The sequence below is a fragment of the Streptomyces griseochromogenes genome, from assembly GCF_001542625.1.
GTDB lineage: Bacteria > Actinomycetota > Actinomycetes > Streptomycetales > Streptomycetaceae > Streptomyces > Streptomyces griseochromogenes.
In genome coordinates, this window is sequence record NZ_CP016279.1 from 7,209,815 (window position 1) to 7,223,006 (window position 13,192).

Below are 13,192 nucleotides of genomic sequence, written 5' to 3' on the forward strand. Positions count from 1 at the left end.
TGCACCTCTGACGTGCTGTACCCTCGGCGACTCCGAGGCGAGTAGTCAACTTTGAGGAGTGCGGCAGAGCTGTGCAGAGGATTCCCACGGAACCACTCTCCGAGCTGTCCGAACTGACCCGCTGCTGCGCGGTATTCCTGCCATCCGACCCCGCGCGCAGCGGTCAGATGGCCTTCTGGCGACCGGACGCCGAGACGCCCCCAGCCGTCGCCGGTGGCTCCCTCTCGGATCTTGATCTGGTGTTACCGGCCCACGACAGGGCCAGGGCCGTCCAGCGGGTACGGCTGCCCGCCCTGCTGCTGCCGGTACGCACCGCCCTGCCGGTGCTCACACACGCGTGTACGGAGCCCGGCGGCCACCGGGCCACGGCCTTCTGGGGCACGGCCGGCCTGTTGGCCCTGCACCTCCTGGCGCGCGGTCTGCTGCTGCCCGGCCTCTCCCCGGGGGATCACGACGCGTGGCGTGCCGGGCCCCTGTCCCCGCACGATGCGGAGCTGGTGTGCGAACTGGCCGCGGCCATGCCTCCGGAGTCACACGCCGTGCCCCTCGCCGCCGCCGGGCGGCCTCGGCTGCCCGACCCGGAGCGGCTGCTGCGCTCCTTCCTGGACGCGGTCGCCGACACGCTCCCCCGCACTCCCGCCGCACCGCTCGTGACGGGCGGCACCGCCTACGCGGCGCCCGAGCCGCAGCAGCCGCCCGGTCTGCGGGCGTGGGCCGACGACATCGCCGCCGGACACGACGCCGGGGTGCGCCTGTCGCTGCGGGTCGAAGCGCCCGGCCTCCACGACGCAGGCCGTGAGGACGACGCTCCGGTACGGTTCCGTGCGGTGCTCCAGGTACACGGCGTGAGCGGGTCGGCGGACGTCGCGGACGCCGCCGAGCTGTGGGCCTCCCCCGGAGCCGGGCGCGAGGGATTCGGCGCACGCGCGCGTGCCGACGCGCTGCTGGCGCTGCGCCGGGCCGCCAGGGCGTGGGCGCCGCTGACGCCTCTGCTCACCGCCGCCGCTCCCGACGTCGTGGAACTGGACGACGACGAGATCGTCGAACTCCTGGGCGAGGGCGCCCGGGCGCTGGCCGCTGCAGGTGTCGACGTGCACTGGCCGAAAGAACTGACGCGCGAGCTGACCACACATGCCGCCGTCGGACCGCCGGACGGCGGGACTGCCGTGGGCGGCAAGACCTCGGCGCTGCCGTCGTTCCTGTCGGCGGACGCCCTCGTCACTTTCCGCTGGTGGTTCGCGCTGGGCGGACGGGAGCTGTCGCGCGAGGAACTGGACCGGCTCGCGGAGGCCAAGCGTCCCCTCGTTCGGTTGCGTGACCGATGGGTCCTGGTCGACCCGCACGAGGCCGATCGCGCCCGCGCCCGGCAGGACCGCTCCATCACCCCGGTCGAGGCGCTGGCCGCCGCTCTGACGGGCTCGGCCGAGGTCGACGGGCGCCGGGTCGAGGTACGGCCCACGGGATGGCTGGAGGGGCTGCGAGAGCGGCTCGCCGATCCGGAGGCGGCACAGCCCGTCGGTCAGCCTCCGGGGCTCGCCGCCACCCTGCGCGACTACCAGCTGCGGGGCCTCGGGTGGCTGGTCCGGACGACCGCCCTCGGGCTGGGCTGCTGCCTGGCCGACGACATGGGCCTCGGAAAGACGGTCACGCTGATCGCGCTGCATCTGCACCGGCAGGCGGACGCCTCGGCGGCCGGGCCCACGCTGGTGGTCTGCCCGGCGTCGCTGCTCGGCAACTGGCAGCGTGAGATCGAGCGGTTCGCTCCCGGGGTGCCGGTGCGCAGGTTCCACGGGCCGGGACGCATTCTCGGCTCCTTGGCGGACGGGGAGTTCGTGCTCACGACCTACGGCACGATGCGCCTGGACGCCGAGCGGCTCGCCGAGGTGCCCTGGGGCATGGTCGTCACCGACGAGGCACAGCACGTGAAGAATCCGTACGCGGCGACCGCGCGTGCCCTGCGGTCCATCGGGGCGCGCGCACGCGTGGCCCTCACCGGCACACCGGTGGAGAACAATCTCACGGAGCTGTGGGCGATTCTCGACTGGGCGACACCGGGGCTGCTGGGCCGTCTCGGCACCTTCCGCGCGCGCTATGCGCAGCCGGTCGAGGGCGGCCGCGATCCCGCCGCCGCGGAGCATCTCGCGCGGCTCGTGCGGCCGTTCCTGCTGCGTCGCAGGAAGTCGGACCCCGGCATCGCGCCCGAACTGCCGCCGAAGACCGAGACCGACCACCCGGTGGCACTCACACACGAACAGACGGGTCTGTACGAGGCATTGGCGCGCGAGACACTCGAGCGGATCGCGACAGCCGACGACATGGCCCGCCGGGGCCTGATCGTGAAGCTGCTGACCGGGCTGAAGCAGATCTGCAATCATCCGGCGCAGTTCCTCAAGGAGGACGAACCGCGGCTCCCGGAGCGCTCGGGGAAGCTGGAACTGCTGGACGAACTGCTCGACACCATCCTCGCGGAGGGATCGGCTGTCCTGGTCTTCACCCAGTACGTGCGGATGGCCCGCCTGCTCGAACGGCACCTGACGGACCGTGGGGTCGCGTCGCAGCTGTTGCACGGCGGTACTCCGGTCGCCGAGCGCGAGAAACTCGTACACCGCTTCCAGGAGGGCGAGGTGCCGGTGTTCCTGCTGTCGTTGAAGGCAGCGGGGACGGGCCTGAACCTCACGCGCGCGGAGCATGTCGTGCACTACGACCGCTGGTGGAACCCGGCCGTCGAGGCGCAGGCCACCGACCGCGCGTACCGGATCGGGCAGACCCGCCCGGTGCAGGTGCACCGGTTGATCGCCGAGGGGACCGTCGAAGATCGCATCGCGGAGATGCTCGGGCGCAAGCGGGAACTGGCCGACGCCGTGCTCGGCGCCGGCGAGGCGGCGCTGACCGAGCTGACGGACACGGAACTGGCCGCACTGGTGGAACTGCGCGGGGAGGCGCGATGAGCCGCAACGACCATGAGTACGAGCACGACCTGGAACGCACGTTCGCCGCGCCGCCGCCCGCGCACGGGCGCGGATTCACGCAGACCTGGTGGGGCCGTGCCTGGCTCGGGGCACTGGAGGACGCCGCGCTGGACGGGGCGGCGGTGAAGGCGGGACGCCGCCTCGCGCGCGCGGGCGCGGTGGGCGCGGTGACCGTTCGACCGGGCCGGGTCACCGCTGTCGTCCGCGATCCGAAGGGTGTGGCGCACCGGGCGGACGTCCTGGTCCCCGAGCTCTCCGAAGAAGAGTGGGTCCGTTTTCTGGACCTGGCCGTGGAGCAGGCGGGACACCTGGCCGCGCTCCTCGACGGGGAACTGCCCTCACACCTGATCGAGGACGCGGCAGTCAGGGGAATCGATCTGTTGCCGGGGCTGGGCGATCTGGAGCCCGAGTGCGACTGCGGCACATGGGACCACTGCGGGCACACCGCCGCCCTGTGTCACCAGGTGGCGCGGCTGCTGGACGAGGATCCCTTCGTGCTGCTGCTGATGCACGGCCGGGCGAAGGGCGCGTTCCTGGAGGAGCTGTACCTGCGGAGCACCGCGCCCTCGGACGAGCCCGCCGAGACCGAGGGCGAGGGTGTGGACGCGGCGGAGGCCTGGGCAGCCGCGGACATCCTTCCCCCGCTGCCCGCCCTGCCCGGTGTCCCGAAGACACCCGGCGAACCGCCGTCCTTCGACACCGAAGTACCACCCGCACCCGGGATCGACCCCGCAGCGCTCGAACATCTGGCGAGCCGGACAGCCGCGGAAGCCCACCGGCTGCTGGGACACACACTCGGCGCCGGCGGACCCGGAGACGGCGTCTTCATCGAGCTGACGGCCGCTCAGGACGCCGTACGACTGGCCGACGGGGCGGCACCGGACGCTGTGACCGACCGGCTCGCCGAGGGGTCACAACGGGGTCGCGAGGGATTGGCGACGGCTGTCGGCGCCTGGCGACTCGGAGGCGCGGCGGCCTTGGCCGTGCTCGACGGGGAGTGGCAGGTGACGGGCGCGGCCCTCGCACGCGCGCGTGCGGCCCTGGAAGCGGCCTGGGAGACGGCGGAGCGGCCGTCGTTCCAGCCGGTCGGCAACCGGTGGACCGTCCCGGAGGAGCGCGTCCAGCTGCGCCTCGGCCGGGACGGCCGATGGTGGCCGTACCGCGAGGAGAACGGCCGCTGGGTCCCGACGGGCGGTCCCGACCCGGATCCGGCAACCGCACTGGCGGCGGCGCGACTCGGGCCGGACAGCGATCCGGACACCGGCATCTGACAGTCCGTCATCGCGCCATGGGGGCGACTCGACCGGAGTCGGTTGCCACTTGTTCACCCATCGGTCGTACGGCATTCCTCCCAGGGCCCAAATGTGGCCGCAACCAACGGAGTTGCTCCCAGGAGGCCCGATGTCCCCGCACGCCGACGGCCGGCGCCGTGCCCACCGTTCCGTCGCCTCGGCCCTGCCCATGGCCCTGGCCGCCGCCCTGGTGGCCGCGGGAACGGCCGCGGCGACGCCGCCGGGGGACGGTGCCCGTGTCGTCCGCACGGCCGCCCTCGGGGAGATCCCGCTCGGCGCGTTCAGCAACACGCTGCTGCCCGGCAGCGTGGACGACGACCACGGAGTACACCTCGGCGGCATCGGCAGTGACATCTACCCGGCCGGCCGCAAGGGCGAGTTCTGGACGGTGACCGATCGCGGTCCCAACGGGCAGATCAAGGTGGACGGCAAGAAGCGCCGGACGTTCCCGGTGCCGGGCTTCGACCCCGCGATCGTGAAGATCCGGGTCTCCGGGGACGCGGTCGAAGTGATCGACGCGATTCCGCTCACCACGTCCTCGGGGAAGGCCGTCACCGGGCTGCCCGACCAGAAGGGCCGCGACGAGGCGCCGTACACCTTCGACGCATCGACGCCGCTGTCGTACGACCCGGACGGCCTGGACACCGAGGGCATCGTGCGGGCCGGGGACGGGACCTTCTGGCTCGTGGACGAGTACGGCCCCTCGCTGATCCACGTCTCCGCGCGCGGGGAGGTGCTCACCCGGTACGTGCCCGAGGGGCTGAACCTCACCGGCGCCGACTACCCGGTGGTGGAGTCCCTGCCGTCCATCCTGCTGCACCGGAAGACCAACCGCGGCTTCGAGGGGCTGGCGCAGCTTCCGGGCGGCGACCTCGTGATGGCTCTGCAGAGCCCGCTCTCGCTGCCCGACGGGGCTGCCGGGGACGCCTCGCGCACGACCCGTCTCCTGCGCTTCTCGCCGAGGAAGAAGGCCGTCACCGCCGAGTACGCCTACCGGTTCGACCCGGTGGACGTCGTCGACCCCGGCGAGGACGACACCTCCGAGCTGAAGATCTCCTCGGTGGTGGCCGTGGGCGGTGACCGGCTGCTGGTGGAGGAGCGCACCGACAAGGCCGCCAGGCTGCAACTGGTCAGGCTGGGGCGCAAGGCGGACATCCTCGGCGGCCCCTGGGACGACGACACGACGTCTCCGACGCTGGAGCAACTGGACGATCCGGCCGCCGCGGGCGTCCCCGTACTGGCCAAGCGGCTCGTGGTCGACCTGGGCAAGGTCGGCGGCGTGCCCGGGAAGATCGAGGGCATCGCGCGCGTGGACCACGACACGCTCGCCCTCATCAACGACAACGACTTCGGGATGACCGACGGTCCGGGCGCCTTCGACGCCCAGGGCCGACTGGTCGACAGCGGCATCAAGACGACCGTGACGTACGTCCGACTGCCGGGACACCACTAGAGGCCTTCAGGGCAGGTTGTCCGGCAGAGAGGGCAGGAGCGTCCGCAGGTCGCTCGGGAGCGTACTCGGGAAGCCGGACGGCAGTGCGGTCGGCAGCCGCGACGGCAGCCTGCTGGGCAGTTCGGTGGGGAGGCGGAAGGAGGGCCGGGCAGAGCGGCTCGTGGGCGTACCGCTGCTGTCCGGCCCCTTCTTGTCGGCCGAGCCGTCGTGCCCGGAGACCATCAGCACCACGGCCAGGACGGCCGCGGCGACCACCAGGACGGCCAGGGCGGAGAACAACGGACCACGGCTGCGCCGTGGAGGTTCCGGGTAGTGTGCCCGGCCCGGCTCGACCGACGGGGGCAGGCGTTCGCCCCACGGGGGCGGGCCATAGCCTCCGTGCGGCGGTCCGAAACCACCACCCGCGGGCGCGGGTTCGTCCGGAGGTCCGGGCGGCAGGGGCGGTTCCGGCGGCAGAGACATACCCTCCAGAGTCGCCGCCGCCCGGTCACGAGGCGACCGGCGCACAGAAGCTGATACCGGCTCATGACGGGGCCGTATTGTTCCGCCGCACCCCCCGCGGAGGGCGGTCGGCGGACGGCCGGCGTGCCGAACTCTCAAGGCCCGGCAGGCGCGCGCGTGCGGACGCCCCAGAAGGCGGAAGGGCCCTCACGCGAGCGTGCGCGCTCAGCCGCGTACGCCGAGCAGGTGGTCCATCGCCAGTTGGTCGAGCCGTTCGAAAGCCATCCCGCGCGCGCCGGCCGCCTCCACGTCGTAGTCCTCGAAGGCCGTGCGGTCGGCGAGGAGTGCCTGCAGGCCGTCCGCCGCGGTCGGCTGGGCCAGCTGGTCCAGCCGTGAGGCACGCAGCGCCTCCTGGACCTCGGGGTCGGCGCGGAAGGCTGCCGAGCGCTCCTTCAGGATGAGGTAATTGCGCATGCAGCCGGCCGCGGACGCCCACACGCCGTCGAGGTCCTCGGTCCGCGGGGGCTTGAAGTCGAAGTGGCGGGGGCCTTCGTAACCGGCGCTCTCCAGGAGGTCGACGAGCCAGAAGGCGGCCCGCAGATCACCGGCGCCGAAGCGCAGGTCCTGGTCGTACTTGATGCCGGACTGGCCGTTGAGGTCGATGTGGAAGAGCTTGCCCGCCCACAGGGCCTGCGCGATGCCGTGCGGGAAGTTGAGCCCCGCCATCTGCTCGTGGCCCACCTCGGGGTTGACGCCGTACAGCTCGGGGCGCTCCAGGCGCTCGATGAAGGCCAGCGCGTGACCGACGGTGGGCAGCAGGATGTCGCCGCGCGGCTCGTTCGGCTTGGGCTCGATGGCGAAGCGGATGTCGTAGCCCTGGGACGTGACGTACTCGCCGAGGAGGTCGAAGGCCTCCTTCATCCGGTCGAGGGCCGCGCGCACGTCCTTGGCCGCGCCGGACTCGGCGCCCTCGCGGCCACCCCAGGCGACATAGGTCTGCGCGCCCAGTTCGACAGCGAGGTCGAGGTTCCGGATGGTCTTGCGCAGCGCGTAGCGGCGGACGTCGCGGTCGTTGGCGGTGAACGCGCCGTCCCTGAAGACGGGATGCGTGAAGAGGTTCGTGGTGGCCATCGGAACGGTCATGCCGGTGGCGTCCAGGGCCTGGCGGAAACGTTTGATGTGCGACTCGCGCTCGGTGTCCGAGGATCCGAAGGGGATCAGGTCGTCGTCGTGGAAGGTCACTCCGTAGGCGCCGAGCCCGGCCAGGCGCCGCACCGTCTCGACCGGGTCGAGGGCGCGGCGGGTGGCGTCGCCGAACGGGTCCCTTCCCTGCCAGCCGACGGTCCACAGGCCGAACGTGAACCTGTCCTCGGGGGTGGGCTGGTAGTTCATGCCGGCTCCTAGCTGCGTACGACTATTTCGTCATGGCCGTTTACAAATTAGTATGCGGACGCACCTCTGGGAAGAGACAAGATGTCTTTGACGACAAGGTGTCTTCGACTGATGTCTGCCACGGGTGTCGTTGACAGACGTCTTGCCAGCTCACAGCACATCCCGCGGAGCCGCGGAAGAGGGAGAGCCCGATGTCAGCAGCCGAGGGTCCGCTCGTCGTCGGCGTGGACACATCCACCCAGTCCACGAAGGCGCTGGTCGTCGACGCGGCCACCGGCGAGGTCGTGGCGAGCGGACAGGCACCGCACACCGTGTCTTCCGGCACGGGCCGGGAGAGTGATCCGCGCCAGTGGTGGGACGCCCTGTGCGAGGCGTTGCGCCAGTGCGGTGAACCCGCGCACGAGGCGGCCGCGGTGTCGATCGGCGGCCAGCAGCACGGCCTGGTCACCCTGGACGAGCGGGGCGAACCGGTACGCCCCGCCCTGTTGTGGAACGACGTCCGCTCGGCGCCGCAGGCCCGTCGGCTCGTCGAGGAGCTGGGCGGCCCGAAGGGCTGGGCGGAGCGCACGGGCAGTGTGCCCGGGGCGTCGTTCACAGTGACGAAGTGGGCGTGGCTGGCCGAGCACGAGCCCCAGGCGGTCCGTGCCACCAGGGCGGTGCGCCTCCCCCACGACTACCTCACCGAGCGCCTGACCGGGCAGGGCACCACGGACCGCGGCGACGCCTCCGGCACGGGCTGGTGGGCGTCCGGGACGGAGGCGTACGACGAGGAGACGCTGGCGCACGTGGGGCTCGACCCGGCCCTGCTGCCCCGGGTGGTGCGGCCGGGCGAGGTGGCGGGCACCGTGCGCGACAGCCACGACCTGCCGTTCTCCAAGGGCACCTTGGTGGCGCCCGGCACCGGTGACAACGCGGCGGCCGCGCTGGGCCTCGGCCTGCACCCGGGCACGCCGGTGCTGAGCCTCGGCACGTCCGGCACCGTGTACGCCGTCTCCAGGCATCGTCCCGCCGACCCGACCGGCACGGTGGCGGGCTTCGCCGACGCGCACGGCGACTGGCTTCCGCTGGCCTGCACGCTGAACTGCACGCTCGCCGTGGACCGTGTCGCGGCCCTGCTGGGCCTGGACCGCGAGGCCGTCGAGCCCGGCACCTCCGTCACCCTGCTGCCGTACCTGGACGGCGAACGCACCCCGAACCTGCCGAACGCCTCCGGCCTGCTGCACGGACTGCGCCACGACACGACCGCGGGCCAGCTGCTGCAGGCCGCCTACGACGGCGCGGTCCACTCGCTGCTCGGCGCGCTCGACCTGGTCCTCGACGAGGACGCCGACCGCAGCACCCCGCTGCTGTTGATCGGCGGCGGAGCCCGGGGCACCGCCTGGCAGCAGACGGTGCGGCGGCTGTCGGGGCGGCCGGTCCAGGTCCCGGAGGCCAGGGAACTGGTCGCCCTCGGGGCCGCGGCGCAGGCCGCGGGCCTGCTGACCGGTGAGGATCCGGCAGCGGTGGCCCGCCGCTGGAAGACGGCCGCGGGGCCGGTGCTGGAGGCCGTGGAGCGGGACGAGGCGGCACTGGCCCGGATCAGCGGGGTACTCTCCGACGCGGCCCCGCTGCTGGAGCGGGGGACGGAATCCCGCTGAGCCCGGCCACGGCCCCGGAGCCGAGCCCGGCCGCAGAGACCGAGGATTGACGGAGGCATGACCGCACCGCTGCACGAAGGCCGCGCGCCCGGGACCGGACGCTCCCTGCCGGACACCCAGCAGGGCATGCGCCGGCGCAACCTGGCCCGGGTGATGCACGCCGTCAGCGCGGAGGGTCCGCTGTCGCGGGCCACGGTCGCCTCGCGCATCGGTCTGACGCGGGCAGCGGTGTCGACCCTGGTGGACGAGCTGATCCGCTGGAATCTGCTCGAGGAACTGGGCCCCGAGCGGCCCGGGCGGGTGGGGCGCCCCGGCTCGGCGCTCGCGGTGAGCGGGCGCGGTCCCGCGGGCATCGGGGCGGAGGTCGGCGTCGATCACCTCGCGGTCTGCGCGGTCGACCTGCGCGGCGAGATACGCGCGCGTGCCGTGCGGCACGGTGCGAACCGGGGCCGCGCCCCGGGGCCGGTGATCGAGGAACTCACGGCGCTGGTCCGCCGGGTCGTGGGCGAGGCGGAGCGGGAGGGGCTGTGGCCCGCCGGTCTCGCGGTCGCCGTGCCGGGACTGGTGGCCCGGGACGGCCGCACGGTCGTACGCGCTCCGAACCTCGACTGGCACGACGTGGACCTCGGTGCGCTGCTGCCCGACGACATGCCGCTGATCGTCGACAACGAGGCCAACTTCGGTGCCCTGGCCGAGCTGTGGCTCGGTGCCGGCACCCCGCTCGACTTCCTGCACGTGTCGGCCGAGATCGGCATCGGCGCCGCAGTCGTCGTGGACGGACGGCTGCTGCGCGGTACGCGGGGCTTCGCGGGTGAGCTGGGCCATGTGCCCGTCCGCCCGGACGGTCCTGCCTGCCCGTGCGGCGGCCGCGGATGCCTGGAGCAGTACGCCGGCGAGGAGGCGGTGCTGCGCGCGGCCGGCCTGATACCGCGCGAGGACCTCGTCGGTCTGCTCGCGGCGCGCGCCGAGGAGGGCGACGAGGCCGTACGGCAGTCCCTGCGGGATGCCGGTACGGCACTCGGTATCGCCCTGACCGGGGCGGTCAATCTGCTCGACCCCGAGTCGGTCGTCCTGGGCGGAGCCCTCGCCGGCCTCTCCGCCTGGCTGCTGCCTTCGCTGGAGGCCGAGTTGGCGAGCCGTACGGCGGGTCCGGCCTGTCCGGTGTCGGTGTCCCGGCTGGGTCCCGAGGGCCCGCTCCTGGGCGCCGCCCACTCGGTCGTCCGGGCCGTTCTCGACGATCCGGCGGCGGTGGCGGAGCGGTCCTGAGCGTGCGGGGCGGGTCCGGGGACTTCACGGAGGTGTGGGCGTGACGGACTGGGTGCCGCGTGAGGAGTGGATCCGGACCCAGCCGCAGACTCAGCTCGCGTCCTGCGTGCTGATGCTGGACCGGCGAGCTGCGCTACGGGCCGGGCGGGCCGAATGCCGGGATGTGGTGGCTGCCCGGCGGGATGCTCGACCACGGGGAGGACCCGTGGACGGCGGCACGCCGGGAGGTGCGTGAGGAGACCGGTATCGCGATCGGTCCGGCGCCCGTCCTCGTCGGCGTCGATCACCGGGCGGACGTGCTCGGTACCGGGCCGGTGCTCGACTGCTTCTTCCACGGCGGCACCCTGGCCGCTGACGTCCGCGTGCGGCTGAGCGCCGAGCACGACCGGCACGGTCTGTTCCCACCCGACGAGTTGGCCGGGCTGCGGCTCGCCGCGAGACTCTCCACCCTGACCGCGCTGCACGCGGCGGTCCGCAACGGGACCGTGGCGTATCTGCCGGAGGGTCTGCCCCTGTGAAGCGGTGGGTCCGAACGGCCACGCGACCACACCGCGCTCACCCGTTCGAGTGGCCCAGTTGTCCACAGTTCGCGGATTGTCCACGGAACCGCGGCTCGCCCTTCTACCCAACTCGGCCGCGCCGTACCGTGATTCACGCGAGCCGGCCGCCGGTCCATCGCGGCGGGGCGCCCGCCCGGCGAACGGATCCGCAGGCGCCGGGGGACGGCGCGCTGACACGTATCGGGGGGACACATGCGTGAGAAGACGACCCGAGCACCGCTGTGTGATGCCATCGGTGTGCTCGATGAGCTGTCACGGAAACCGGTCCGCCGTCCGGCGTCCGGGCGGCGGCCGGCGCCGATGTCCTGCTGCTGATACGGCGTCATCCCGCATGGACGGCCGAGACCGCGCGGGTGATCGCCGAGGAGCGCCGCGCGGTCCTCGGCGACGGGTTCCACCACCGATGACCAGCCTTGGATGAAAGGACCGACGCCCTATGACCGACCCCAGGATCCTGACCGTCCGGCCGGAACCGGACGAGTACGCCTGGACGTTCGGCGGCGCTCCGCCGGTGGCCCGGATCTCGCCCGGTACGGTGCTCGACCTGTACACCGAGGACTGTTTCGCCGGCCGGGTGCGGTCGGAGAAGGACCTCGTGTCCCAGGTCTGCGAGTTCCCGTTCCTGAATCCGCAGACCGGCCCCTTCCACATCGAGGGCGCCGAGCCCGGCGACACCGTGGCCGTGCACTTCGTGTCCGTCGAACCGGCCCGGGACTGGGCCGCGTCGACGACGGTCCCCCTCTTCGGCGCGCTCACCTCGACACACACCACGGCCTCGCTGCAGCCGCCGCTCCCGGAGCGGGTGTGGATCTGGCAGCTCGACCGCACCCGGCGCACCGCCCTGTTCCGGGCGCAGGACAGTGACATCCGGCTGGAGCTGCCCCTCGACCCGATGCACGGCACGGTGGGCGTGGCTCCCGCCAACCTGGAGGTGCGCTCGGCCCTCGTCCCGGACGCGCACGGCGGGAACATGGACACGCCCGAGATGCGGGCCGGCGTGACCTGTTACCTGGGGGTGAACGTCGAGGGCGCGCTGCTCAGCCTCGGCGACGGGCACGCCCGGCAGGGCGAGGGCGAGACCTGCGGGGTCGCCGTCGAGTGCGCGATGAACACCGTGGTGATCGTCGACCTCCTCAAGGGCGTCACCACCGCCTGGCCCCGGCTGGAGTCGGACACCCATCTCATCTCGACCGGCTCGGCGCGCCCGTTGGAGGACGCCTTCCGCACGGCGCAGCTCGATCTGGTGCGGTGGCTGGTGCGCGACTTCGGATTCAGTGAGCTGGACGCGTATCAGTTCGCAACCCAGGCGGCCGAATCACCGTTGGCCAACGTGTGCGACACCAACTACACCTGCGTGGCCAAGCTCCGCAAGGAGTGGCTGCCCGCGCGGGAGACCCACCGCGGCCTGCACGCGCGGCTGCGGGAGACGGCTCGGGCGCTTCGCCTCTGACGTCGTGCCAGTCGCCCAGTACATCCCCCACAACCGCCTCTGAAAGGCAGCCGACGATGGACACGAACCGGCCCCGACCACAGCTGAGCAGGCGACGCGTCCTCAAGGGCGCGGCCCTCGCCGCGGTTCCCTATGCCCTGCTTCCCGATGCCCACGCGGGTGCGCAGGGAGCCGCCGACTACCCCTCGGCCGAGTGGCAGCCGGCGAGCACCGCCAACTACACCTCGTCCAGCCGCCCCGCGGCCTATGCCATCGACCGGGTGATCATCCACGTCACGCAGGAGACGTACCCGAACACGCTGGCCGTCTTCCAGAACCCGCAGAAGAGCGTGTCGGCGCACTACGTGGTCCGCTCGGCGGACGGGCACGTGGCCCAGTGCGTGCGCGAGGCCGACATCGCCTGGCACGCCGGCAACTGGGACTACAACACCCGCAGCATCGGTATCGAACACGAGGGATGGGTGGACCAGCCGGCCTACTTCACGAACGCCCTCTACGAGCAGTCCGCGGAGCTGACCGCGGCGGTCTGCGCCAAATACGGCATCCCCAAGGACAGGGAACACATCATCGGCCACTACCAGGTGCCGGGCACCGACCACACCGATCCGGGACCGGGCTGGGACTGGGTGCGCTACATCAGACTGGTCAATTTCGCCTAGTCGGGCGTCGAACCGGTTGTCCACGCGAACACGGCGCGTGACGATGGTCCCAGCCGTTTCACCGTCCGGGGAG

At 72.6% G+C, this 13,192-nt stretch carries 10 protein-coding genes; 8 read left to right on the top strand and 2 right to left on the bottom strand.

The genetic code is table 11. The features are described 5' to 3' along the window. The first annotated feature begins 71 nt into the window (after window positions 1-71). From AVL59_RS30975 to AVL59_RS30985, 3 genes are all read left to right on the top strand, one after another. Entirely contained in the window at window positions 72-2,948 is a 2,877-nt protein-coding gene (locus AVL59_RS30975) for a DEAD/DEAH box helicase (RefSeq protein ID WP_067311050.1), read from the top strand. Continuing rightward, window positions 2,945-4,240: an SWIM zinc finger family protein gene (locus tag AVL59_RS30980; protein ID WP_067311053.1), complete on the top strand. Its 1,296-nt coding sequence runs from the start codon at window positions 2,945-2,947 to the stop codon at window positions 4,238-4,240. The genes AVL59_RS30975 and AVL59_RS30980 overlap by 4 nt, the downstream gene beginning before the upstream one ends. A 130-nt stretch (window positions 4,241-4,370) precedes the next feature. After that, complete coding sequence (locus AVL59_RS30985; RefSeq protein WP_067311055.1) at window positions 4,371-5,714, top strand: esterase-like activity of phytase family protein; 1,344 nt, start codon at window positions 4,371-4,373, stop codon at window positions 5,712-5,714. Window positions 5,715-5,720: 6 nt separating this feature from the next. Here AVL59_RS30985 and AVL59_RS49610 read toward each other — a convergent pair whose 3' ends face one another. Then, the gene (locus AVL59_RS49610) at window positions 5,721-5,993 is read right to left on the bottom strand and encodes a hypothetical protein (protein ID WP_237281740.1); all 273 of its coding nucleotides are present in this window, start codon (window positions 5,991-5,993) and stop codon (window positions 5,721-5,723) included. Between the two features lie 387 nt (window positions 5,994-6,380). Beyond that, window positions 6,381-7,547, bottom strand: a complete 1,167-nt coding sequence (gene xylA, locus AVL59_RS30995) for a xylose isomerase (RefSeq protein WP_067311057.1) — start codon at window positions 7,545-7,547, stop codon at window positions 6,381-6,383. 191 nt (window positions 7,548-7,738) lie between these two features. Between xylA and xylB the strand changes: the two genes are divergently transcribed. From xylB to AVL59_RS31020, 5 genes are all read left to right on the top strand, one after another. Continuing rightward, entirely contained in the window at window positions 7,739-9,184 is a 1,446-nt protein-coding gene (gene xylB / locus AVL59_RS31000) for a xylulokinase (protein WP_067311060.1), read from the top strand. 57 nt (window positions 9,185-9,241) lie between these two features. Then, a complete protein-coding gene (locus AVL59_RS31005) occupies window positions 9,242-10,450 on the top strand; it encodes an ROK family transcriptional regulator (protein ID WP_067311063.1) in 1,209 nt (402 codons plus the stop codon). 161 nt (window positions 10,451-10,611) lie between these two features. Beyond that, window positions 10,612-10,968: an NUDIX hydrolase gene (locus tag AVL59_RS31010; RefSeq protein WP_237281741.1), complete on the top strand. Its 357-nt coding sequence runs from the start codon at window positions 10,612-10,614 to the stop codon at window positions 10,966-10,968. Window positions 10,969-11,446: 478 nt separating this feature from the next. Further along, window positions 11,447-12,460, top strand: a complete 1,014-nt coding sequence (locus AVL59_RS31015) for an acetamidase/formamidase family protein (protein WP_067311066.1) — start codon at window positions 11,447-11,449, stop codon at window positions 12,458-12,460. Between the two features lie 56 nt (window positions 12,461-12,516). Then, window positions 12,517-13,119 carry an N-acetylmuramoyl-L-alanine amidase gene (locus AVL59_RS31020; RefSeq protein WP_067311068.1) on the top strand — a complete coding sequence of 201 codons (603 nt, stop codon included), beginning with the start codon at window positions 12,517-12,519 and terminating at the stop codon, window positions 13,117-13,119. The last annotated feature ends 73 nt before the right edge of the window (window positions 13,120-13,192 follow it).

Bases quoted from the DNA above. Each gene is read 5' to 3' on its own strand.
- AVL59_RS30980 (WP_067311053.1), top strand. From the start codon at position 2,945: ATGAGCCGCAACGACCATGAGTACGAGCACGACCTGGAACGCACGTTC.
- AVL59_RS30985 (WP_067311055.1), top strand. From the start codon at position 4,371: ATGTCCCCGCACGCCGACGGCCGGCGCCGTGCCCACCGTTCCGTCGCC.
- xylA (WP_067311057.1), bottom strand. From the start codon at position 7,547: ATGAACTACCAGCCCACCCCCGAGGACAGGTTCACGTTCGGCCTGTGG.
- xylB (WP_067311060.1), top strand. From the start codon at position 7,739: ATGTCAGCAGCCGAGGGTCCGCTCGTCGTCGGCGTGGACACATCCACC.
- AVL59_RS31005 (WP_067311063.1), top strand. From the start codon at position 9,242: ATGACCGCACCGCTGCACGAAGGCCGCGCGCCCGGGACCGGACGCTCC.
- AVL59_RS31010 (WP_237281741.1), top strand. From the start codon at position 10,612: ATGTGGTGGCTGCCCGGCGGGATGCTCGACCACGGGGAGGACCCGTGG.
- AVL59_RS31015 (WP_067311066.1), top strand. From the start codon at position 11,447: ATGACCGACCCCAGGATCCTGACCGTCCGGCCGGAACCGGACGAGTAC.
- AVL59_RS31020 (WP_067311068.1), top strand. From the start codon at position 12,517: ATGGACACGAACCGGCCCCGACCACAGCTGAGCAGGCGACGCGTCCTC.